A 23,605-nucleotide genomic window follows, 5' to 3' on the forward strand; every position below is an offset into this window, starting at 1 on the left:
CCTCCTTGTCTTAACCCACAACCAGGTTAAGCAGTTTGCCAGGGACATAGATTACTTTACGCACGGTAACCCCATCCAGGTATTTAGCGACCAAGTGCTCTTGACCAGCACGTTCACGCACTTGCTGTTCAGTTGCGTCGGCTGGTACAGTAATTCGGCCACGTACCTTACCATTAACTTGCACCACGACTAATTTAGAGTCTTCGACCATCGCTTGTTCATCTGCAACCGGCCAAGGTGCGGTATCGATATCGCCTTCACCCCCTAGAGCTTGCCACAAGCTGAAGCAAACGTGAGGAGTGAATGGATAAAGCATACGAACGACTGCCAGCAAGGCTTCTTGCAGCAGAGCTCGGTCTTGTTCGGTTTCCTGAGGTGCACGCCCCAGCTTATTCATCAGCTCCATCACCGCCGCAATTGCGGTGTTGAAGGTTTGACGGCGGCCCACGTCATCAGTGACTTTGGCTATAGTTTTGTGCAAATCACGGCGCAAGGACTTTTGCTCTTCCGTCAGGCTGGCAATATCCAGTGGTGCAGTTGCCCCTTTTGCAGTGTGATCAAAGGCCAGACGCCAAACACGTTTCAGGAAGCGGTTAGCCCCTTCAACGCCAGACTCCTGCCATTCCAAGGTCATTTCTGCGGGTGAGGCAAACATCATAAACAGACGCACGGTATCGGCACCGTACTTTTCTACCATGACTTGCGGGTCGATACCGTTATTTTTCGATTTCGACATTTTGCTCATACCGGCGTAAACCAGTTCATGGCCTTCGGCATCGCTAGCTTTAACAATACGGCCTTTGTCATCACGCTCAACAATGGCATCAACCGGTGAAACCCAGATACGTTCACCATTAGAACCGGTGTAGTAAAAGGCATCGGCCAGAACCATACCCTGACATAGCAGGCGCTTAGCTGGCTCATCAGAATCAACCAAACCGGCATCACGTAGCAGTTTGTGGAAGAAGCGGAAGTACATCAGGTGCATGATGGCATGTTCAATACCACCAACATACTGATCGACGGGCAGCCAGTAGTTCGCCGCCGCTGGGTCCAGCATGCCTTCGTCAAATTGTGGGCAGGTGTAGCGCGCATAATACCAAGACGATTCCATAAAGGTATCGAAGGTATCGGTTTCACGCAGGCCGGGGATCCCGTTAACCGTGGTTTTAGCCCACTCAGGATCGGCCTTAATCGGGCTGGAAATACCATCCATCACCACATCTTCTGGCAGGATAACCGGCAGTTGATCTTCTGGTGTTGGTACCACGGTACCATCTTCCAATGTCACCATTGGGATAGGCGCACCCCAGTAACGTTGGCGAGACACACCCCAGTCACGCAGACGATAATTCACTTTGCGCTGGCCGACACCAAGGGCAACCAGTTTATCGGCAATGGCATTAAAACCATCTTCATAACTCAGGCCATCAAATTCGCCAGAGTTAAACAATGTGCCTTTCTCGGTCAATGCTTCTTGACTTAAATCTGGCTCACTGCCATCAGCCGCTAGAATAACCGCTTTGATTGGCAGGCTATATTTGGTCGCAAATTCATAGTCGCGGGCATCATGGCCAGGAACCGCCATAACCGCACCAGTACCGTAATCCATCAAGACAAAGTTAGCCGCCCAAATAGGTAGCTTCTCGCCATTCAGCGGATGGATGGCATATAGGCCGGTCGGCATGCCTTTTTTCTCCATGGTCGCCATTTCAGCTTCGGCAACCTTGGTATTACGGCATTCGGCAACAAAATCAGCCAGTGCCGGATTAGTGGCAGCAGCTTGCAGTGATAAAGGATGACTTGCAGCGACAGCCACGTAAGTCACACCCATAAAGGTGTCTGGGCGAGTGGTGTAGACCGAGAGTTTGTCTTCGCTATCGACTACGTCGAAAACGATATCGACACCTTCAGAGCGGCCAATCCAGTTACGCTGCATGGTTTTAACTTGTTCTGGCCAGCTTTCCAGCGTGTCCAGATCATTTAGCAGTTGATCAGCGTAATCCGTGATTTTGATAAACCATTGTGGGATTTCTTTGCGTTCAACCGGGGTATCACAGCGCCAGCAGCAGCCGTCGATGACCTGTTCGTTAGCCAGCACCGTTTGATCGTGTGGACACCAGTTCACCGCTGAGGTTTTTTTGTAGACCATGCCTTTTTCATACAGCTTGGTGAAGAACCACTGTTCCCAACGGTAATAATCCGGTTTACAGGTGGCAATCTCGCGATCCCAGTCATAGCCGAAGCCCAGTAATTTCAACTGGTTCTTCATGTATTCGATGTTGTCGTAAGTCCAGGGAGCTGGCGCAGTATTGTTTTTTACCGCCGCACCTTCTGCCGGCAGGCCAAATGCATCCCAACCAATGGGCTGTAACACGTTTTTACCCAGCATACGCTGGTAACGGGAGATAACATCGCCAATGGTATAGTTACGAACATGCCCCATATGTAGGCGCCCTGAAGGGTACGGCAGCATAGATAGGCAGTAATACTTTTCTTTGCTGGTATCTTCAGTGACTTTAAAAGTTTGCTTCTCTTGCCAGTGAAGCTGTACTTGCGTTTCGATATCTTCTGGGCGGTATTGCTCTTGCATGGCGGCCGGTGGTCCTATAGTGAAAAACAGCTACGCCTGTAGCATCATCTGTTTCATATCATAAAGAGAGATCCGCATAGCATAGCCGATAAGCGGCAGCTGCAACAACACTCTGCGTCCTACGGAAGGTTATTTCTGCACAGTGAATGGCAGAAATAACTAAAGTGGGGGAAGAACAACCTGATGATGACGTGACTTCAGTCATTTACGACTAAAATAATTAACGTTAACTTTAATATCATAGTCAGTAGGATCAGAGTGAGTTCTTTCAGATAACAGGAACAAGGTAACAAAAACAGGCGAAAAATGAGTTTTATCCCTACTTTCTTTGTCACAACTTTTGCTTTATCACAACCGTGGATCGAGGAGATTGTATGAACAAGGTCGCTCAATATTATCGTGAGTTAGTGGCATCACTGACGGAACGCTTGAAAAATGGTGAACGTGATATTGATAAACTGGTGGAGAGCGCCGAACAGCGGTTGCATGCTGTCGAAGACTTAACTCATCATGAGGTTGAGCAAATCGTGCAGGCGGTACGCCGTGATTTGGAAGAGTTTGCTCGTAGTTATGAAGAGAGCAAAGATGATTTCACTGACAGTGTATTTATGCGGGTTATCAAAGAAAGTCTGTGGCAGGAACTGGCCGATATTACCGATAAAACGCAATTAGAGTGGCGTGAGGTGTTTAAAGACGTCAGTCATCATGGGGTTTATCACAGCGGCGAGGTTGTTGGATTGGGTAATTTGGTCTGTGAGAAGTGCCATTATCATCTGGCTTTTTATACGCCAGAAGTGCTGCCATTGTGCCCTAAATGTGGCCATGACCAATTTAATCGTCGGCCATTCCAGCCTTAACGTCTATTCGGGCTAAACCGTTCGGCTACAGAGAGACACTCCGCGCTGGCGGAGTGTCATGAGCTTATTCACCGTAGCGGGTAATGCGTTCCACTAATAAGTCAATAAACCCTTGGCGATTTATCCCCATCAGCACGTTTGCATTGGGTTTATTGCCCGTGAGTTCATAATAATCAACCACTGTCATGCCTTGGGTATATTCGCCGCGAGTTTCAATCCCGACCCAGCGTTCGATGCTGGTGAATAGTTCTGGAGCCAGTAACCAGGCGATGGTGCAAGGGTCATGCAGTGGAGCGCCTTGAAAACCCCAGCGTTCCTGACGGTGATACAGCATAAAGAAATCCAGCAAGCCCGCCACCACGTCTGCTACTGGGTTATTCAACTGGCGAATACGATCGATGTCTTCATCCATAACTTGTGCTTGATGAGTGACATCCAATCCCGCCATGGTCAGTGGAATTCCAGATTTAAAGACTCGTTCAGCAGCCTCTGGGTCGACGAAAATGTTAAATTCTGCTGCTGGTGTCCAGTTCCCTAACATCACCGCGCCACCCATGATGACAATGCGCTCTATTTTGGCCATCAAAGCGCCGTGGCCGGCCAGTAGCAAGGCGACGTTGGTCAATGGGCCGGTGGCGACGATGGTCACAGGATGAGGGCTGGCACGCAATACTCTCGCCATCAGTTCTACCGCATTTTCTGCTTGCGGAGCGAAATCAGGATCAGGTAGCGATGGGCCATCTAAGCCGCTTTCACCGTGAACATTGTCAGCAATGATGAGTTCGCGCAGCAAGGGTTGCAATGCACCGCCAGCCACGGGAATATCCTGACGCTCAAGTAACGTCAGAATGCGCAGCGCATTACGCAATGTTTTATCTGGAGTTTGGTTGCCAGCGCAGGTGGTAACGGCTTCAACTTTCAGTTCGGGAGAGGCTAGCGCCAGAATCAGCGCAATAGCATCGTCATGGCCGGGGTCACAATCAATGATAATGGAGCGGGGCATCACTTTTCCTCTTTTTAGTCACACTGTTAACCTGAGAATGCTCACAATAAATGGGATAAGCAATCACGCGGGACGTAAAAAGAGAACAAGAGCAAATTTCCTCCCCTACTGGTGCAGGGGAGGTGGGGAGATTAGTGCAGGATTTTCGCCAAGAAATCTTTGGCGCGGTCAGATTTAGGATTGTTAAAGAAATCATCTTTGTTGCTATCTTCGACGATTTTTCCTTCATCCATAAAAATCACCCGGTTAGCCACTTTACGCGCGAAGCCCATCTCATGGGTGACCACCATCATGGTCATGCCTTCCAGTGCCAATTTGACCATGACATCCAGCACTTCATTGATCATCTCAGGGTCAAGGGCGGAGGTCGGTTCGTCAAACAGCATGGCGATCGGGTCCATACAAAGTGCACGGGCGATGGCGACACGTTGCTGCTGACCACCCGATAACTGAGATGGGAATTTATCGGCATGGGTAGAAAGGCCGACGCGATCCAGCAATTTCAAGCCCTTTTCTCGTGCTGCTGCTTTATCGCGCTTCAGGACTTTGATTTGTGCCAGCGTCAGGTTTTCAATAATAGACAGGTGAGGGAACAGTTCGAAATGTTGGAACACCATACCAACTTTGGATCGCAACTGCGCCAAATTGGTTCCTTTATCATTCACACCGATACCATTGACCAAAATGCTGCCTTTTTGGATAGGCTCCAATCCATTGACGGTTTTGATGAGGGTTGATTTGCCTGAACCTGAAGGGCCGCAGACAACCACGACCTCACCTTTTTTAACTTCAGTGGTGCAGTCAGACAGCACCTGAAAGTGGCCATACCACTTAGAAACATTTTTCAGGGAAATCATCAAACAGTCCTTTTCTTCAAATAGTTAACCAGCATCGACGCGGCAAAACTGATAACGAAATACACCAAACCGGCAAACAGCACCATTTCAACCTGAGTCCCGTCCCGCTCACCAATAGTGGTCGCGGTGCGGAAGAAATCGGCCAGACTGAGGACATATACCAGAGATGTATCCTGGAATAACACAATCCCTTGGGTTAACAGCAATGGCACCATTGCGCGGAAAGCCTGCGGCAGGATAACCAATCTCATGGACTGGCCTTGAGTCATGCCTAGTGCCAGGGCCGCAGAGGACTGCCCGCGAGAGATACTTTGGATCCCGGCACGGATGATTTCTGAGTAATAAGCCGCTTCAAATAATGAAAAGGCTACCATGGCAGAGATGAGGCGAATATCAGTTTTTGGTGATAAGCCCAGCACATTTTGTAATAAGCTCGGGACCACCAGATAAAACCACAGCAGTACCATCACCAACGGAATAGAGCGGAACACGTTGACATAGGCGGTGGCAAACCAGCTGACGGCTTTTATCGGGGAGAGGCGCATCACGGCCAGAACCGTGCCCCAAATGATACCAAACACAATGGCGATAATGGTTATTTTGGCGGTAACCGCCAAGCCTTGCAGTAGGTATGGCAGGCTAGGGACAATAGAACTCCAATCAAATTCGTACATTATTTACTCCCCAGATTGCCGGGTAACTGCACTTTCTTTTCAACTAATCGCATCAACAGCATGATCACGGCATTGATTAATACATAACCAATGGTGATGGCGGTGAATGACTCATAGGCATGGGCTGAGTAATCCAACAGCTTACCGGCCTGTGCCGCCATATCGACCAGCCCGATTGTTGAAGCAATCGCTGAGTTTTTTACCAGGTTGAGCATTTCTGAGGTCATCGGGGGAATAATCACCCGGTAAGCATTCGGCAGTAAAACATAGCGATAAGTTTGTGGCAGGGTTAATCCCATTGCCAGACCAGCCGCTTTCTGACCACGTGGCAGCGATTGAATCCCCGCACGTACCTGCTCGCACACGCGTGCCGCGGTAAATAAGCCAAGGCAAATCATAGATGAGAGGAAGAACTGTATATTCGGGTCTAATTCACTTTTAAACCACATGCCAATATCCACCGGCAACAGCTCAGGTACCACCAGATACCAGGTAAAGAATTGCACAATCAGCGGGACGTTACGGAACAGCTCAACGTAGCAAGTCCCTATCCCTGAAAGAATTCGATTGGGCACAGTTCTTAAAATACCGAATAAGGAACCAACGAAGAAAGCGATCACCCAAGCGCATAGTGATAAAGCGACAGTGACCTGAAAGCCAGACCAAATCCAGCCAAAGTAGGTGGTATTACCGAAAGGGGCAGGTTGCAGGAATATGCCCCAGTTCCAGTCTATTGACATAAAAAACTCCCTTAAAAGGATGGATGACCCATCCTGATGACTGATGATTCAATGCGTCGCGGCCTCCCGAGGGTTAACAAAAAAATGCGGAGTGGGGAACGGCCACCCCGCATCCTGTATACCAATCGGTCCATCATCAATCGAGTTGGGTAGACACTGCCTACCCTGATTATTATTGTTAGTTCAATGCTTTATCATTAGGGGCTTTGAACAGCGCCTTCATTTCATCAGACAGTGAGAAATTCAGGTTAAGATTTTTAGGTGGAATTGGGTTTTTGAACCAACGATCAAAGGATTTTTCAGCAACACCACCGGTTTGTGCAGTAGCGATGGTTTCATCCACCAGATTTTTAAAGGCCGGATCGTTTTTACGCAACATACAGCCGTAAGCTTCCTGGGATTGCGGGGTGCCAACGATATCCCACTGATCCGGTTTCTTCGCTTTTGCACGTTCGCCTGCAAGCAGAGCATCATCCATCATAAAGGCCACTGCACGGCCACTTTCCAAGGTACGGAAAGAATCACCATGGTCTTTGGCGCTGATGATGCGCATGTTCATTTTGTCTTTTTCATTCAGCTTGTTCAGCAGTACTTCAGAGGTGGTCCCAGACGTTACCACCACAGCTTTACCGGCTAAATCTTTGAAATCTTTAACTTCTGAACCTTTTTTGGTCAGTAAGCGAGTACCGACAACAAAAATGGTATTGGAGAACGCAGCTTGTTGCTGACGTTCCAGGTTGTTGGTAGTGGAACCGCATTCAAAATCGAAGGTACCGTTTTGCAGCAATGGGATACGGTTCTGTGAAGTGATGGGGATCAACTTGACCTGCAGGTCTGGTGCGTTAAGTTTTTTCTTGATCGCATCGACAATCAGGTTGGAATAATCTTGTGAATAACCCACGACTTTTTGCTGATTATCATAATAAGAGAATGGAACAGAAGACTCACGATGGCCGACTACGATAACGCCGTTATCTTTAATCTTCTTCAGTGTGTCAACGGAAGCATCTGCCTTTGCTGCGGCTTGCTCTGGTTTTGCTGCTGCTTCTTCTGCTTGGGCTACACCACTTGTTATCCCAGCTAACAGTAGCGCTAACGCCAATTTACGCATATGCATGGTCCAACTCCTTTGCTGTTGTTTTTTGCCTAATGTTTTCTGACTCGATGTTGTGATACTTAAAATGTAGTCATGTTAAAAACGTGAAATGCGAAAAAATCGTCTTATTTTGTTGTACTGGCGTAACCACCGATATTTGTTGGTTCACACGCTATTTTCGTTGTTACTTGTATCAGATTATCTTTAAAAAATAGCCAATTGTTATGCGAATGATAGATAAATGTTTGTTTTTTGAGACGCAAATCGCACCAAATAGAGGCAATAAAACAGTGGCGCACTGTCATGGTGCGTGTTGTGCCCTAAAAATGTGCGGACGAATAACGGCGATTCCTTTACTTGAAACCCACCAGCACCTACCTACTGCGGTAATCCCTATCAATAGCCAGATAATGGCTGATTGCTAACACTATTTGATTAGAAACAATGCAAGGTCTGTGCCAGTAACCGAAGAAAAAGTGAGTAATAACTCTGCGAGTTGAGGCGATAGGGTGTCGTTCTGGGGAGGGAGAAGGAAGAGTCAACCAGCAGATGATGACATTGCTGCTGGTTGATTTCACTGTTGCCAGTTTGAAGGGATTAGCTGAGCTGTTGGTTATTGATGGCCAGGTGGGCTTTAAACACTTCCAGAGCCGTGGGAATGTTTTCTTTTCCGGCATGTTTTTCTGGATTCCACAGATCGGCAAAGGTAATCGCACGACCACAGTGGATAAAGACCTCGTCCACTTCAATCACTAACACACTTCGTGCTGGTTGGCCATTTTGGCTAAAGCGCTCACATAATTGGGGGTCGATGGAGATTTTTGCCCGGCCATTAACGCGAAAACCCTCGGTCCAGCCTGGTATCAAGAACAAAATACCAATAAATGGGTTATGCAGCAGATTGCGGATGCCATCCAGACGATTATTACCGGGTCTGTCTGGCAACATCAGGGTTTTGCTGTCCTGCACATGAATAAAACCCGGCTCCCCACCTTTGGGTGAGCAGTCGATTCCATTGGCACCTAGCGTACCCAGCACCGCAAAGGGGGCCGCTGCGATCAGCTTTCTGGCGTAATCATCAATGTAATCTATCTGTTTTTTCAACACATTCTGATTAGGTGAGGCGTAGTGCTCGCTTAGCTGAGCTTCAGTGGTGAGGATAAATTCTGGATTTAGTGACATAAGGCTCTCAAATTGCAAATCATGCTAATTATTCGTACTGCGCGGCAAGATAACAGCAGTGATAACGATTCGCAATACTGATAATGGGGGAGTTTAAAGGGATGACGGGCATATCAAGGACATGCCCGTAGAGCTGTTTATTTTTTATCTGAACGGCAGCGGATAGCGCGGTATAACGTCAATACCCCGAGAACCAAGGTGATAATCCACATTGGCCAAGAACCAAAACGAGCATAAGGGGTAAGGCCCGTGGTTGGTGTGACTTTAACTTCCAGTACCTGCTGGGTAAACTGCGGGATCTGCGCCTGCACTTCACCACTCGGACCGATTGCTGCGGTAATACCATTATTGGTCGAGCGCAGCAGAGGGCGACCCAACTCTAGCGCTCGCATCCGTGCCATTTGGAAATGCTGCCATGGGCCGATAGAGTGACCAAACCAGGCATCGTTAGAGACGGTCAGCAGGAAATGGGTATCAGGTCTGAAATTATCCCGCACCTGCTGGCCCAAGACAATTTCATAACAGATAGCTGCCGTCAGGTTAAATCCAGCCACATTGAGCTGCGGCTGTACATAATCGCCTCTACTGAATGAGGACATCGGTAAATCAAATAACGGAGCCAGAGGGCGTAGCAGTGATTCCAGCGGCACAAACTCACCAAATGGAACCAGGTGATGTTTGCTATAGCGATTGTGAGTCGGGTATTGATAAGGCTCTTTGTCCCCTAACACAATGATACTGTTAAAGAAGTGATAACCCTTACCCTCAGGTCGGCGCTGGGCGTCAATAATTCCAGTAATCAGGCTGCTATGGCTGGCTCGCATCAGGCCGTCAACCATAGTGAGGAAGGTGTTCTGATCGGTTTCAATGTCAGGAATCGCTGATTCTGGCCAGATGATAATCGGCGCTTTACCCATATACGGGCGCGTTTCATTCAGATACGTTTGTAACGTGCTGAGCAGGACTTTAGGGTCCCACTTCATTGATTGTGCGATATTACCTTGCACCATAGCGACATTCACGGCGCGTTCGGGCTCGGGGGTGAACCAATGCAATTGGCGCAGTGGCCAAGGCAGCAGTAACATCGCCACGGCAATAATCGCGGCGGTAATACGGCGCTGATAGCAGGCGTAAACCAGTAACCCACTGATAGACATCAACATGAAGGTGACGCCATCGACTCCAAGGATTGGAGCAATGCCCCGTAATGGACCATTAATTTGGCTATAACCAAATTGTAACCACGGGAAGCCGGTCAATACCCAGCCGCGCAAGAATTCAGTCAGTTGCCACACTACCGGAGCGGTAATCGCCAGCCGCCACCAGCTTGCTTTAGGGCACAGTCGCGCTAAAACACCGGCAAACAGCATGGTGTAGAGCGACAGATATGCCGCCAGTAGCACCACCAGGAATATGTTGATAGCCATTGGCATACCGCCAAATTCCGAGATGCTGACATAGACCCAGTTAATGCCGCTCCCAAACTGCCCCATACCCCAACAAAAACCAATGAATGCAGCTTGTTTCGTGCTGCGATTCAATGTCAGGCTGAGTAAGCCAAATAGCGAAATAATAGCCGCTGGCCAGTGGTCAAATGGCGAGTAGGCCAACGTACCGCAAGCGCCAAAAAGTAGCGCCAGCAGGGCGCGAGCCCACTGGCGTTGAAGGTATGAAGCGATAGGCATTGAGGATTTATTCTTCCAGTTTGGGTTGCGGAGCGTCATCCGGGATTTTCACATGAACCTGAATGATACGTCGGCTATCCGCCATGGCAACTTTAAATAAGTAACCTTCAATTTCAATAGTTTCACCGCGAGCAGGTAAATGACCAAAGGCCTGCATCACTAAACCACCGATAGTGTCCACTTCATTGTCGCTGAAATGGGTATTGAATACTTCATTGAAATCTTCAATTTGTGTCAACGCGCGAATGGTGTATGTGTGCCGACTGAGCTGACGAACATCTCTGTCTTCCTCATCATCATACTCATCTTCTATTTCGCCAACGATCAGCTCAAGAATATCTTCAATGGTCACCAGGCCTGAGACGCCACCAAACTCATCAATGACAATAGCCATATGATAGCGCTGGGAGCGGAACTCCTTTAGCATCCGATCAACACGCTTACTTTCAGGCACCACAACCGCCGTCCGTAAGACTTTATCAATGCTGAATGGCTCAGAATCCGTGCGCATAAACGGCAGCAGATCTTTGGCCATTAGAATGCCTTCAATATGATCTTTATCTTCGCTGATCACTGGAAAGCGGGAGTGAGCAGATTCAATAATGACATCCAGGCACTCATCCAGCGTTTGATTACGTTTCAATGTAACCATCTGAGAGCGGGGGATCATGATGTCCCGCACGCGCTGCTCGGCGATATCCATCACACCTTCTAGCATGTCTCGGGTATCGGGATCGATCAGATCGTTTTGTTCAGAATCACGGATAAGCTCTACCAGATCACCACGATTTTTAGGTTCACCGTGGAATAACTGGTTAAGGATGAGAGTAAAGAACCCTTTCTTGGGACTGGGGCTATCGTTGTTTTGTGAGTGGTCGTCGCTCATGGCGTTTTAGTTAAGTTTACCCATATTAAATTAAATTATTATCGGCAGCGGTAAACTCACACCGCCGACATCACTTGTTATTTTCACCCTGTCAACAGGGCATCAGTACACCCGATTAACGGGCTTATTCGGGGTCTTTCTCTGAAATATACGGGTCTGGATAACCCAAATTCTGCATTATTTCAGTCTCAATCGACTCCATTTCTTCAGCTTCATCGTCAACGATGTGGTCATACCCTAGCAGATGGAGACTGCCGTGAACAACCATATGCGCCCAATGAGCCAATAGAGCTTTATCTTGTTCAACCGCTTCTTGCTCTACGACCTGACGGCAAATGATTAAATCACCCAATAGTGGCAGTTCAATTTCAGGTGGGGCCTCAAAAGGAAAAGACAAGACATTGGTTGATTTATCTTTACCGCGATAGGTCAAATTTAGCTCATGGCTTTCTGCTTCATCAACCAGGCGGATGGTCACTTCAGCGACTTCCTGAAATTGGGGTAGCACCGCTTCCAGCCAACGTTGAAAATCGGCTTCAGTCGGTAAACCCTGACTATCGGCGCAGGCAATTTGTAAATCGAGGATAACTTGGCTCACGGAGCCTCCTGCTCTGACGGGGTATGACTTTCCCGCTTACGTTGTTCGGCAATGGCATCTTTGCGTTTTTGTTCCGCCGCTTCCCAGGCTTCATAGGCAATAACTACCCGGGCAACCACAGGATGACGCACGACATCTTCACTATGGAAGAAGTTAAAGCTCAGCTCTTCCACATCAGATAACACTTCAATGGCATGGCTTAGGCCTGATTTCTGATGGCGTGGTAAGTCAGTTTGCGTTATATCACCGGTAATCACCGCTTTGGAGTTGAAACCAATACGGGTCAGAAACATTTTCATCTGCTCGATGGTGGTGTTCTGGCTTTCATCCAAAATGATAAACGCGTCATTTAGGGTACGACCACGCATATAGGCCAGTGGCGCGACTTCAATCACATTACGCTCAATCAGTTTTTCAACTCGCTCAAAGCCCAGCATTTCAAATAGGGCATCATAAAGTGGGCGCAGATAAGGGTCGACTTTTTGACTGAGGTCTCCGGGCAAGAAACCCAGCTTTTCGCCAGCTTCAACCGCTGGGCGTGTCAACAAGATACGCCGTACATTTTGACGCTCCAGGGCATCCACCGCGGCAGCCACTGCCAGATAAGTTTTCCCGGTACCGGCTGGACCAATCCCGAAAGTGATATCGTGGTCGAGAATATTGGCGATGTACTGTGCCTGATTGGGGGTCCGAGGTTTGACCATTCCGCGCTTGGTACGGATATTCACCGCTTTTCCGTAGTCAGGTACGCTCTCGGCGGTTTGTTCCAAGACGCGGCTCTCTTTCACGGCAAGGTGAATAGCTTCAGGGTCGATATCTGGGATGACACCACGGATGGACGCAGTATCAACATACAGATGGCGCAGGATATCTGCCGCTGCAACAACGCAGATATTCTTACCGACTAACTTGAAACGATTATCACGACGATTAATTTCAATACCTAATCGGCGCTCCAACTGCTTAATGTTGTCATCAAAAGGGCCGCACAAGCTCAGCAGGCGCTGATTATCGGCGGGTTCCAGCAAGATTTCTTGTGTCACGACGTGCAAACTGTTTCTCTGAGTCACTGCATTCCTCTGGGTCACTTAGGGCCGGTTTATTTGAAGCCAAGGTGCAACTCCAATGACTTTAGATATATCACAAGCTGATGTAACACTAATAATACATGTCATTTCTGAATTATTCATGGTGCAGGGCGCTGACGCAAGTTTGCCACTTATCAATATGTCTCTTCGGCCTCTATTCAAATAGCGACCGTCATATGGCGCAACTTTAAAAGTCGGAATCTGCGTAGCATCCCGCCAAAATAAAACAGGCACTGAAAATACAGTGCCTGCTTGTGCGAAGTGGCTCGAAATTAAGGCTGATACAGGCCAACACCGATTTCATTTTCTTTGCGGGTTCGGGCAATTACCGATTGCGGTGACTCATGAACTCGCAGCTCCATTTGGTCTTCGGTACGTAGCAAAATACCCCGCAGCGAGCTGGCATAAACGTCAACAATTTCCACGTCAACGAATTTGCCAATCATCTCTGGTGTCCCTTCAAAATTGACTACGCGGTTATTTTCGGTGCGCCCAGCCAACTCCATGACATTCTTGCGCGAGGTTCCTTCCACCAGAATTCGTTGCACTGTACCCACCATCCGGCGACTGATCTCCATTGCCTGTTGGGTAATACGCTGTTGCAAAATATGTAGCCGCTGCTTCTTTTCGTCCTCGCTGACATCGTCCGGAAGGTCTGCCGCTGGGGTTCCGGGGCGGGAGGAATAGATAAAACTGTAGCTGGTATCAAAGTGAACATCCGCCACCAGTTTCATGGTTTGCTCAAAATCTTGCTGAGTTTCACCAGGGAAACCGATGATAAAATCAGAACTAATTTGGATATCAGGCCGCGCTTGACGCAGTTTGCGGATGATAGCTTTGTACTCCAGTGCGGTATGAGCGCGTTTCATCATTGTCAAAATACGGTCAGAGCCACTTTGCACTGGTAGGTGTAGGAAGCTCACCAGTTCTGGAGTGTCACGATAAACATCAATGATATCATCTGTGAATTCAATGGGATGGCTGGTGGTGAAACGCACACGGTCAATACCATCGATGGCGGCAACTAAGCGCAATAACTCGGCAAAACTACAGATATCACCATCATAGGTCGCCCCACGATAGGCATTTACATTCTGACCCAGCAAGTTCACTTCCCGCACACCTTGAGCGGCTAACTGTGCAATTTCAAACAAAATATCATCACTTGGCCGGCTGACTTCCTCACCTCGGGTGTAAGGCACCACACAGAATGTGCAGTATTTATTACAGCCTTCCATGATGGAAACAAATGCTGTGGGGCCTTCGGCGCGTGGTTCTGGCAGACGATCAAATTTTTCAATTTCGGGGAAGCTGATGTCTACTATCGGGCTGTGCGTGCCTTGCACATGATTAATCATTTCTGGTAAGCGATGCAGGGTTTGTGGGCCAAAGATCACATCAACACAGGGCGCGCGCTGGCGTAGATGTTCGCCTTCTTGTGAGGCTACGCAACCGCCGACGCCAATAATCAATTCAGGGTTTTTCTCTTTCAATAATTTCCAGTGCCCCAGCAGACTGAATACCTTCTCTTGCGCTTTTTCGCGGATAGAGCAGGTATTAAGCAGCAGCAAATCAGCCTCTTCCGGGATTTCAGTCAACTGGTAGCCATGGGTGCTGGCCAGCAAATCAGCCATTTTTGATGAATCATACTCATTCATCTGGCAGCCCCAGGTTTTGATGTGCAGTTTTTTAATCATTGCCTATCTACCGTCAAAAAATTCATCTTAAAAGTCACATAGCGCGGTGTGGCTCTTCGTGCAGTGCTGCATAAATAGAATAGGGGTAGCACAAAGGCTCCTTGGTCATGAGGCTATTGTAGTCATTTGCCATTGCGATGACCACCGCATAACGGTTTACTTATTCTGATAGGGGATGAAAAATCCGGTACACTTGGGGTAAACAAGACACTTGCCGGTGCAGGTGTTATTAATCACTTTTAAAGCATGGCCAAAATGAATAAATCGCAACCAAATTATGATGTTGTGGTGGTGGGTGGTGGCATGGTGGGTGCTGCGGCGGCACTAGGGCTAGCCCAAACTGGCTGGTCAGTAGCATTACTGGAGCATGAGGCACCCGCGGAATTTGATGTCAATAGCGCTCCGGATCTACGGGTTTCGGCTATTGGTTGTACCTCTGTGTCATTGCTCAAGCAACTTAACGTTTGGCCGCGAGTACAGCAAATGCGTTATGCGCCTTATCGTCGCCTGGAGACCTGGGAGCAGCCAGGTTCTCACGTTATCTTTGATGCGGCATCGCTTTCATTGCCAGAACTGGGTTTTATGGTTGAAAACCGGATTTTGCAGTTGGCGCTGTGGCAACAGATGGCGGAATGCCCTAATTTGACGTTACTGTGCCCGTCACGGCTACAAAGCATGGCTAGAGTAGATGAGTGCTGGAAAATCACTTTAGATGCTCAGCAAGAGATACAGGGCCGTTTAGTGATAGGGGCAGATGGTGCCAACTCGCTAGTGCGGCGTTTAGCCGGTATTGGAACCAGTGGATGGCAATATCGTCAGTCTTGCATGCTAATTACCGTCGAAACGGATACCGCCCAACAAGATACAACCTGGCAGCAGTTTTTCCCAACCGGTCCTCGCGCTTTTCTGCCGCTGTTTGATAATTGGGCATCACTGGTGTGGTATGACAGCCCACAGCGCATCCGCCAGCTTCAGGCGCTGCCAATGGCACAACTGAACCAAGAAATTGCAGCCGCTTTTCCGTCTCGTCTGGGAGCGGTTAAGGCAATTGCAGCGGGTTCTTTCCCGCTGGTTCGCCGGCATGCTCAGCAATATGTCCAGCCGGGGTTAGTGTTGTTGGGCGATGCCGCCCATACCATCAATCCGCTAGCCGGGCAGGGGGTTAATCTGGGCTACCGGGATGTTGATGCGCTGCTAGAGGTGTTGAATCAGGCGCGTGAACGGGCTGAGCTTTGGCACAGTGAGCCGGTATTACTGCGTTATCAGCGGCGTCGTCGTACCGATAATCTGATTATGCAAAGCGGCATGGATGTATTTTACACCACCTTTAGTAATAATCTGCCTGCAGTGAAATTTGTACGTAATCTGGCGCTGATCACTGCGCAACGCGCGGGTAAGCTTAAGGAATATGCTTTGAGGTATGCGTTGGGGCTGTAAGTTCGTCCCACGGTTATGGCCTGTATGTAAATATTGGTTTTGCCTACAGGCTATTTAAGTTCAATGGCTCAATCAATAATTAAGAAAACAAAATCCAGAAAAGCAAAAAGCCCGCCGAAGCGAGCTTTTCTAAATTTGGCTGGGGTACGAGGATTCGAACCTCGGAATGCTGGAATCAGAATCCAGTGCCTTACCGCTTGGCGATACCCCAAAAGATGGTGGCTACGACGGGAATCGAACCTGTGACCCCAGCATTATGAGTGCTGTGCTCTAACCAGCTGAGCTACGTAGCCATCTTAAATCTTTATTCTTAAGAGATTGTATGGCTGGGATACCAGGATTCGAACCTGGGAATGCCAGGATCAAAACCTGGTGCCTTACCGCTTGGCGATATCCCAACTGAAATACAATTCTTTTTTTGCTGACTTAGCACTACCACAGCACAACTTCACTGCTTTACAGCTATCCATCCAATAAAAAAGATGGCTGGGATACCAGGATTCGAACCTGGGAATGCCAGGATCAAAACCTGGTGCCTTACCGCTTGGCGATATCCCATCCGCTGTGACAAACCGATGAACGAATAATGGTGCGGGAGGCGAGACTTGAACTCGCACACCTTGCGGCGCTAGAACCTAAATCTAGTGCGTCTACCAATTTCGCCACTCCCGCAAAAAGATGGTGGCTACGACGGGAATCGAACCTGTGACCCCAGCATTATGAGTGCTGTGCTCTAACCAGCTGAGCTACGTAGCCATCTTTTTTCGCATTACCTTCATCGGCGTTGCGGGGCGCATTATGCGTATATGGCCGAATTGCGTCAACTAATTTTTTCCCAAAAAAGCGCTGAAAGGGTTCGTTTGTTTGGCTTGTGAACAGTCTGGCGATTAAAGCAGCAGTTATGATGATTAATTGTTGAATTTGCCCGCAAAAGGAATATGTCTGTCCTGTTTGATGTTGCAGCGGTGTTAGTTGCTCTTAATTACTGAGCTTCTTTGTATTATGGATTCAAGGGGGGGTTAATGGCAGATAAAAAACAAGGCCGCACAGAGGCGACCTTGATGGTTGAACGATAAATGCCGCTATCCGCAATAAGGTTCGATTATTTATAAGCATCCTGATGCACGCCAACAGCGCGGCCAGATGGGTCATCCATGCTTTTGAATGATTCGTCCCACTCAATAGCTTTCGCTGATGAGCATGCGACCGACGGGCCACCAGGGACACACTCGGCGGCACTTGGCAGCGGGAACAGCTCTTCAAATATTTCGCGATACAAGTAACCTTCTTTGGAAGATGGCGTGTTGTATGGGAAACGGAAGTGAGCAGTTTCCATCTGTTGATCAGTAACTTGCTCAGCGGCTTTTTCTTTTAATGTGTCAATCCAGCTGTAGCCCACACCATCAGAAAACTGCTCTTTCTGACGCCATGCCACACTGTGTGGCAGATAAGATTCGAAACATTCACGCAGTACATGTTTCTCCATCTTGCCATTGCCGCACATTTTATCTTGCGGGTTGATACGCATTGCGACATCAAGGAAGTTCTTATCCAGGAAAGGTACGCGAGCTTCAACACCCCATGCAGACATCGCTTTGTTGGCACGGGCACAGTCATACATATGCAGAGCTAGCAGCTTACGGACCGTTTCTTCATGCAATTCTTTGGCGTTTGGTGCTTTGTGGAAATAGAGATAGCCACCGAATACTTCATCAGAACCTTCACCAGACAGCACCATTTTAATACCCATCGCCTTGATTTTACGTGACATCAGGTACATTGGTGTCGAGGCGCGGATGGTGGTGACATCATAGGTTTCAATGTGATAAATCACATCGCGGATAGCATCCAGACCCTCTTGCACCGTGAAATGAATTTCATGATGCACAGTGCCTAAATGGTTAGCGACTTCTTTCGCGGCGCGTAAGTCAGGAGAACCCACTAAACCAACGGCGAAAGAGTGCAGTTGTGGCCACCAAGCTTCACTGCGCTCATCATCTTCTACCCGGCGGGCCGCAAATTTTTTGGTGATAGCTGAAATAACGGAAGAATCCAGACCACCGGACAGCAGCACGCCATAAGGGACGTCAGACATTAAATGGCTTTTTACTGCTTCTTCTAATGCGTTAGCCAACTCAACTTTGTCAGTAACATTGTCTTTTACATTGTCGAAATCAAACCAGTCGCGATGATAATATTCGCGAATTTCCCCGTCTTTGCTCCAAAGATAACTACCCGCCGGGAATTCTTTAATGGTGCGGCACACTGGAACCAGGGCTTTCATTTCTGACGCCACAAACATATTGCCGTGTTCGTCGTGGCCCATATACAGCGGAATAATCCCCAGGTGGTCGCGACCGATCAGATAGGCGTCTTTCTCTGTATCGTATAAGACAAAGGCGAACATGCCTTGCAGATCGTCAAGGAATTCCGGCCCTTTTTCCTGATACAGCGCCAGAATGACTTCGCAGTCTGAGCCGGTTTGGAATTCGTAGCGATCGCCATATTGTTGACGTAAAGCCTGATGATTATAAATTTCACCGTTTACCGCCAGAATATGGGTATGAGCAGCATTATACAGCGGTTGAGCACCAGTATTGACGTCGACAATCGACAAGCGTTCATGGGCGAGAATAGCTTTATCATTGGCCCACACTCCAGACCAATCCGGGCCACGGTGGCGCATTAAACGTGACATTTCCAGCGCTTTTTTGCGTAACTCAATGGGGTCGGTTTTAAGGTCGAGGACCCCGAAAATAGAACACATAGTAATCTCCCTAACTTCGCTGCTTTGGCGGTGATGATGTTGAATTTGAGTCGTTCATCGCTGGAACTCTTTTTTACATACTTGCTTATGATTGATGCAAGTTATGCCCCATGACGATGCAGTCATCCGAATAATTTGTAGAAAGTGATGCAAAAAACACGCCAATTTATAGCACCATAGATTTGCAGCTATAGCAGGCGCGGTTCTTAGGGCATAAAAAGAAAATGCGCCAAAATAGGGAGGAATGGCAAGAAACTTTGGTGCAATGCACCAAAAAAGGGAATGTAGCGAACAGGGAATAGTGGCGGCCATACATGACCGCCAACGTAAATTAGATAATATCGATTTCTGCCACTGAAGGATAAACGTAGCTCGGACGGAATGGCATGGCTTCAATATCGGATAACGTCGACACACCCGACAGCACTAGAATGGTCTCAAGACCAGCCTGGAAACCAGCCAAAATATCAGTACGTAGATTATCGCCGACAATCACAGTGCTTTCTGAGTGCGCTTGCATTTTATTCAGTGCAGCACGGATGATCCACGGGCTAGGTTTACCGACATAAAAGGGCTTACGGCCAGATATTTTCTCGATTGGGGCACAGAGTGCGCCACAAGCTGGCGCGAAACCATGACCATGGCTATCTGGATTGGTGGCAATAAAACGCGCGCCATTGGCAACAAAATAGGCGGCTTTATGCATCATATCCCAATTATAAGAGCGGGTTTCACCGACAATGACAAAATCAGGATTGATATCGGTGATGGTAAAACCAGCTTTATACAATTCGTGAACTAATGCGCCTTCACCGACCACATAGGCTTTTTTACCATCCTGACGGCGTAGGAAGTCAGCGGTGGCCATAGCCGAGGTATAAAATGCACTTTCTGGTACTTCCAGACCCGCAGAACTGAAGCGGTTAGCCAGATCCTGAGCGGTTTGTGACGGATAGTTGGTCAAAATAACCAACGGCATTCCGGCTTCTTGAATTCGGGCCAGGAAAACATCAGCACCGGGAACAGGGTGATTGTCATGCAACAACACACCGTCGATATCACATATAACGCTTTTGATTGTCATTGTTTATATTACTCTTTCGGCCGCAGCAATAGGTCACTATAACATGGTCGATTACAGGATTGACCATGCAACTTCCTTATTCACGGGCTATCTATAACCCGCCATTTTAAAATCTACGGGTTCTGATTTTCCAACAGACGTTGTAACAATACCCCGTTCAGCATCGCCCGTTTAGCTAACGCAAAAGCGCCGATGGCCGATTGGTGGTCAAGCTGCGAGGTGACTATTGGCAGATTTTGGCGAAAGTTTTTCAACACTTGCGTATTGATACAACCTTGGATGGCAGGAAGCAGGATTTTGTCGGCTTCAATGATTTCACCGGCAATAACGACTTTTTGCGGATTAAATAAGTTGATGGCGATAGAGATGGCTTTACCCAAGTAGCGGCCAACATGCTCAATAACTTCAGTTGCCAGCAAGTCGCCTTTATTTGCAGCTTTGCAAATAGTACTAATATGGCAATCATCTAATGTCAGCTTGCTAGGGTAACCCTGAGCGAGCAGGTGGCGTACGCGGTTTTCAATTGCCGCATTAGAGGCTACGGTTTCCAGACAACCAAAATTGCCGCAATAGCAGCGCTCACCCAGCGGGTCAATCTGGATATGGCCGATTTCACCGACGTTGCCATTACTGCCTAAAAATATCTGGCTGTTAACGATGATACCGGCACCGGTGCCACGGTGTAGCCGAACCAATATGGAGTCCTCGCAGTCACGGGTTGCACCAAAATAGTGCTCAGCCAGAGCCAGGCTACGGATATCGTGGCCGACAAAGCTGGTGACATTAAAGCGATTTTGCAGGTTTTCGACTAATGGCCAGTTGCTTACGCTGATATGTGGCATATAGCGCACGATACCTTTGCTTGGCTCAACCAAGCCCGGAAGAATAACTGCAATGGCAATCAGCTCGCGTAATTTGCGCTGATAGGCCTCAATAAACTGGCTGATGACATTAAATAGCGCGTATTCCAGTGTCTCTTGGGTGCGCTCTGGTAGCGCGTAGTGCTCTTCGCCTAGCGACTTCCCACTCATGTCAAACAGGGTAATGGTGGCATCATGGCGTCCCAGACGGACAGCAATGGTATGGAATTGGCGGTTTTCGGTGACGATAGAGATGGCGCGGCGGCCACCGGTCGAGGCTTGCTGATCGACTTCCTTAATCAGCCCGCGCTCCAACAGTTGGCGAGTAATTTTGGTGACACTGGCGGGGGCTAATTGGCTGAGATCGGCAATTTGAATGCGCGAAATCGGGCCTTGTTGATCAATAAGCCGATAAACCACGGCACCATTGAGTTGTTTCACAAGATCTACATTACCAATTTGTGACAGTCCGCCAGTGCTCATCAATAAAATTACTCGCTTATTTTAAAACCTCGTTACCGTTAACGATGGTTTTAATGATTTTATAATCGCGGGTAAATGCGGTTAGGTTGGCAACTTTGCCGACTTCAATACTCCCTAACTGCTTATCCACGCCAATGGCGCGGGCCGCATAAAGTGTTGCCATACGCAATGATTCATCGAGCGCGATGCCGACATGTTCAACACTGTTCTGTACTGCTTCTATCATGGTCAGTGCTGAACCGCTTAAGGTGCCATTCTCATCTACACATAAGCCATCGCGATAGTATATTGTTTTGCCAGCAAAAATAAATTGATCAATTTCTGCCCCAGCGGGTGCGGTTGCATCAGTGACCAGCACTAACTTCTCACCTTTCAACCGCTTAGCATTACGAATATTGGCCCAGTCGACATGTAGACCATCAGCAATGATACCGGTGTAGACTTCTGGCGTATCAAAAATTGCACCAATCAGGCCAGGCTCGCGCCCAGAAATATATGGCATTGCATTATAAAGGTGCGTTGAAAAACGAATACCGGCAGTAAACCCTTTACGGGCTTGCTGATAGGTTGCATTCGAGTGACCGGCAGAAACCAAAATACCGGCATCAGTCAGTTGACGAATATATTTAGCATCAACAATTTCTGGTGCGACAGTCAATTTGGTGATCACATCGGCATTAGCGCACAGATAATCAATCATTTCAGCGCTAGGTTGACGGATAAACGCCGGATTGTGGGTGCCTTTCTTCAGAGGGCTGATATAAGGCCCCTCCAGATGCAAGCCCAGAGCTTGATGCTGATTCTCTTTCTTTTGCAGGTATGAACGCATGACGTCGACGCCGTGCTTCATAAACTCATCACTGCAAGTAATCAGTGTTGGCAGGAAGCTAGTGCAACCTGATTTTTCATTGGCGCGCTGCATGATATCCAATGTCTCTTCTGAGATGGCCTCAAGAGAGTCATTGAACTGGACACCGCCACAACCATTAAGCTGAACATCAATAAAACCGGGGGCCAGAATGGCACCACCCAAATCGCGTATCTCAATACCAGCCGGAAGTTCATCGACAGGACAGATACGTTCGATCAATCCATCAGCCACGACAACGGCATGATTATCCAGTACTTCATGGCTGGTATAAATACGACCGTGAGTTAAAGCGTACATCTTAGCCCCCTGATAACTATTACAGATTTTTGACGTTTTCAGCTTCTAATTCGCGGAAATATTTTACCGTTTTGACTTTCAGTTCCATGGTCGAAGGCTCATCACACACCATGATGGCTTTAGCATGCAGTTGCAGGCAACTGATGGTCCACATGTGGTTGATGCTACCTTCAACCGCAGCTTGTAAGGCTTGTGCTTTGCCATGGCCAGTAACCAGAATCATCACTTCTTCTGCATCCAGCAATGTACCCACACCTACTGTAAGTGCATATTTCGGCACGAGGTTTGCATCACCACCAAAGAAGCGGGAGTTAGCCATGCGGGTTTCTTGTGTCAGCGTTTTGATACGAGTACGAGAAGCTAAAGAGGATGCAGGTTCGTTAAAGGCGATGTGGCCATCAACACCCACGCCACCCATGAACAGGTGAATTCTACCGTAAGACTTAATTTTCTCTTCGTAGCGACGGCATTCTGCATCGATATCAGGTGCATTACCATTCAGCAGGTTGATGTTTTCAGCAGGAATATCAACATGATCGAAGAAATTGGTGTGCATGAATGTGTAGTAACTTTCCGGGTGTTCTTGCGGCAAGCCGACGTACTCATCCATGTTGAAGGTGACAACATTCTTGAAGCTTACTTCGCCCGCTTTATGCATAGCGACTAAGTGTTTGTAGGCTTCCATCGGCGTGCCACCAGTCGGCAGGCCCAGTACAAACGGACGGTCAGCTGTTGGTTTAAATGCATTGATACGATTTACGATATGACGTGCTGCCCATTTGCCAACTTCTGTGGTGTTTTTCAGTGGGATAAGTCTCATCTTGCACCTCTTGGATTGCGAATAGTGGCT

At 48.2% G+C, this 23,605-nt stretch carries 19 protein-coding genes and 6 tRNA genes; 2 read left to right on the top strand and 23 right to left on the bottom strand.

The window, feature by feature from the left end:
* Positions 1–10 precede the first annotated feature (10 nt).
* Positions 11–2,593 (bottom strand): leucine--tRNA ligase, encoded by a 2,583-nt coding sequence (gene leuS, locus DJ58_RS03025; protein WP_004712560.1) that lies wholly within the window; start codon positions 2,591–2,593, stop codon positions 11–13.
* Between the two features lie 374 nt (positions 2,594–2,967).
* Between leuS and DJ58_RS03020 the strand changes: the two genes are divergently transcribed.
* Complete coding sequence (locus tag DJ58_RS03020) at positions 2,968–3,450, top strand: zinc ribbon-containing protein (protein WP_004712561.1); 483 nt, start codon at positions 2,968–2,970, stop codon at positions 3,448–3,450.
* A gap of 64 nt (positions 3,451–3,514) precedes the next feature.
* On the opposite strand, the gene rihA is transcribed toward DJ58_RS03020, so the two are convergent.
* The 11 genes from rihA to miaB form a co-directional block, all read right to left on the bottom strand.
* Complete coding sequence (rihA, locus tag DJ58_RS03015; protein ID WP_004712563.1) at positions 3,515–4,453, bottom strand: pyrimidine-specific ribonucleoside hydrolase RihA; 939 nt, start codon at positions 4,451–4,453, stop codon at positions 3,515–3,517.
* A 131-nt stretch (positions 4,454–4,584) separates the two neighbouring features.
* A complete protein-coding gene (locus DJ58_RS03010; RefSeq protein WP_004712564.1) occupies positions 4,585–5,310 on the bottom strand; it encodes an amino acid ABC transporter ATP-binding protein in 726 nt (241 codons plus the stop codon).
* Positions 5,310–5,984: a glutamate/aspartate ABC transporter permease GltK gene (gene gltK / locus DJ58_RS03005; protein ID WP_032912155.1), complete on the bottom strand. Its 675-nt coding sequence runs from the start codon at positions 5,982–5,984 to the stop codon at positions 5,310–5,312. Before gltK ends, DJ58_RS03010 begins: the two co-directional genes overlap by 1 nt.
* Positions 5,984–6,724, bottom strand: a complete 741-nt coding sequence (locus DJ58_RS03000; RefSeq protein ID WP_004712565.1) for an amino acid ABC transporter permease — start codon at positions 6,722–6,724, stop codon at positions 5,984–5,986. The genes gltK and DJ58_RS03000 overlap by 1 nt, the downstream gene beginning before the upstream one ends.
* 178 nt (positions 6,725–6,902) lie before the next feature.
* Complete coding sequence (locus DJ58_RS02995; RefSeq protein WP_004712566.1) at positions 6,903–7,841, bottom strand: amino acid ABC transporter substrate-binding protein; 939 nt, start codon at positions 7,839–7,841, stop codon at positions 6,903–6,905.
* Positions 7,842–8,417: 576 nt separating this feature from the next.
* Positions 8,418–9,002, bottom strand: a complete 585-nt coding sequence (locus tag DJ58_RS02990; protein ID WP_004712567.1) for an MSMEG_1061 family FMN-dependent PPOX-type flavoprotein — start codon at positions 9,000–9,002, stop codon at positions 8,418–8,420.
* Positions 9,003–9,139: 137 nt separating this feature from the next.
* Positions 9,140–10,687 (bottom strand): apolipoprotein N-acyltransferase, encoded by a 1,548-nt coding sequence (lnt, locus tag DJ58_RS02985; RefSeq protein WP_004712569.1) that lies wholly within the window; start codon positions 10,685–10,687, stop codon positions 9,140–9,142.
* Positions 10,688–10,694: 7 nt separating this feature from the next.
* Entirely contained in the window at positions 10,695–11,573 is an 879-nt protein-coding gene (gene corC, locus DJ58_RS02980; protein WP_004712570.1) for a CNNM family magnesium/cobalt transport protein CorC, read from the bottom strand.
* A 124-nt stretch (positions 11,574–11,697) separates the two neighbouring features.
* Positions 11,698–12,171: an rRNA maturation RNase YbeY gene (gene ybeY, locus DJ58_RS02975; protein WP_032912157.1), complete on the bottom strand. Its 474-nt coding sequence runs from the start codon at positions 12,169–12,171 to the stop codon at positions 11,698–11,700.
* A complete protein-coding gene (locus DJ58_RS02970; protein ID WP_172460455.1) occupies positions 12,168–13,241 on the bottom strand; it encodes a PhoH family protein in 1,074 nt (357 codons plus the stop codon). Before DJ58_RS02970 ends, ybeY begins: the two co-directional genes overlap by 4 nt.
* Positions 13,242–13,531: 290 nt before the next feature.
* Positions 13,532–14,956 (bottom strand): tRNA (N6-isopentenyl adenosine(37)-C2)-methylthiotransferase MiaB, encoded by a 1,425-nt coding sequence (gene miaB, locus DJ58_RS02965; protein WP_004712573.1) that lies wholly within the window; start codon positions 14,954–14,956, stop codon positions 13,532–13,534.
* 255 nt (positions 14,957–15,211) lie between these two features.
* Between miaB and ubiF the strand changes: the two genes are divergently transcribed.
* Positions 15,212–16,393, top strand: coding sequence for a 3-demethoxyubiquinol 3-hydroxylase (gene ubiF / locus DJ58_RS02960; protein WP_032912161.1), 1,182 nt, complete (start codon positions 15,212–15,214; stop codon positions 16,391–16,393).
* A 136-nt stretch (positions 16,394–16,529) separates the two neighbouring features.
* Here ubiF and DJ58_RS02955 read toward each other — a convergent pair.
* From DJ58_RS02955 to nagB, 11 genes are all read right to left on the bottom strand, one after another.
* Positions 16,530–16,604: transfer RNA gene (locus DJ58_RS02955), tRNA-Gln, on the bottom strand.
* 5 nt (positions 16,605–16,609) lie between these two features.
* Positions 16,610–16,686 (bottom strand) — tRNA-Met (locus DJ58_RS02950).
* A 30-nt stretch (positions 16,687–16,716) separates the two neighbouring features.
* Positions 16,717–16,791: transfer RNA gene (locus DJ58_RS02945), tRNA-Gln, on the bottom strand.
* A gap of 85 nt (positions 16,792–16,876) precedes the next feature.
* Positions 16,877–16,951 (bottom strand) — tRNA-Gln (locus DJ58_RS02940).
* Between the two features lie 29 nt (positions 16,952–16,980).
* Positions 16,981–17,065, bottom strand: a tRNA-Leu gene (locus tag DJ58_RS02935).
* Positions 17,066–17,072: 7 nt separating this feature from the next.
* Positions 17,073–17,149: transfer RNA gene (locus tag DJ58_RS02930), tRNA-Met, on the bottom strand.
* 346 nt (positions 17,150–17,495) lie between these two features.
* Positions 17,496–19,160 carry an asparagine synthase B gene (gene asnB, locus DJ58_RS02925; RefSeq protein WP_004712458.1) on the bottom strand — a complete coding sequence of 555 codons (1,665 nt, stop codon included), beginning with the start codon at positions 19,158–19,160 and terminating at the stop codon, positions 17,496–17,498.
* Positions 19,161–19,491: 331 nt separating this feature from the next.
* On the bottom strand, positions 19,492–20,244 hold the full coding sequence (locus tag DJ58_RS02920; RefSeq protein ID WP_004712459.1) for an HAD-IIA family hydrolase: 753 nt from the start codon (positions 20,242–20,244) through the stop codon (positions 19,492–19,494).
* Between the two features lie 113 nt (positions 20,245–20,357).
* Positions 20,358–21,587: a DNA-binding transcriptional regulator NagC gene (nagC, locus tag DJ58_RS02915; protein WP_004712460.1), complete on the bottom strand. Its 1,230-nt coding sequence runs from the start codon at positions 21,585–21,587 to the stop codon at positions 20,358–20,360.
* Between the two features lie 16 nt (positions 21,588–21,603).
* Positions 21,604–22,755 (bottom strand): N-acetylglucosamine-6-phosphate deacetylase, encoded by a 1,152-nt coding sequence (gene nagA, locus DJ58_RS02910; protein WP_004712461.1) that lies wholly within the window; start codon positions 22,753–22,755, stop codon positions 21,604–21,606.
* A gap of 19 nt (positions 22,756–22,774) precedes the next feature.
* The gene (gene nagB / locus DJ58_RS02905; protein WP_004712462.1) at positions 22,775–23,575 is read right to left on the bottom strand and encodes a glucosamine-6-phosphate deaminase; all 801 of its coding nucleotides are present in this window, start codon (positions 23,573–23,575) and stop codon (positions 22,775–22,777) included.
* Between the last annotated feature and the right edge of the window lie 30 nt (positions 23,576–23,605).

Origin of the sequence: Yersinia frederiksenii ATCC 33641 (assembly GCF_000754805.1) — a bacterium.
Classification (GTDB): domain Bacteria; phylum Pseudomonadota; class Gammaproteobacteria; order Enterobacterales; family Enterobacteriaceae; genus Yersinia; species Yersinia frederiksenii.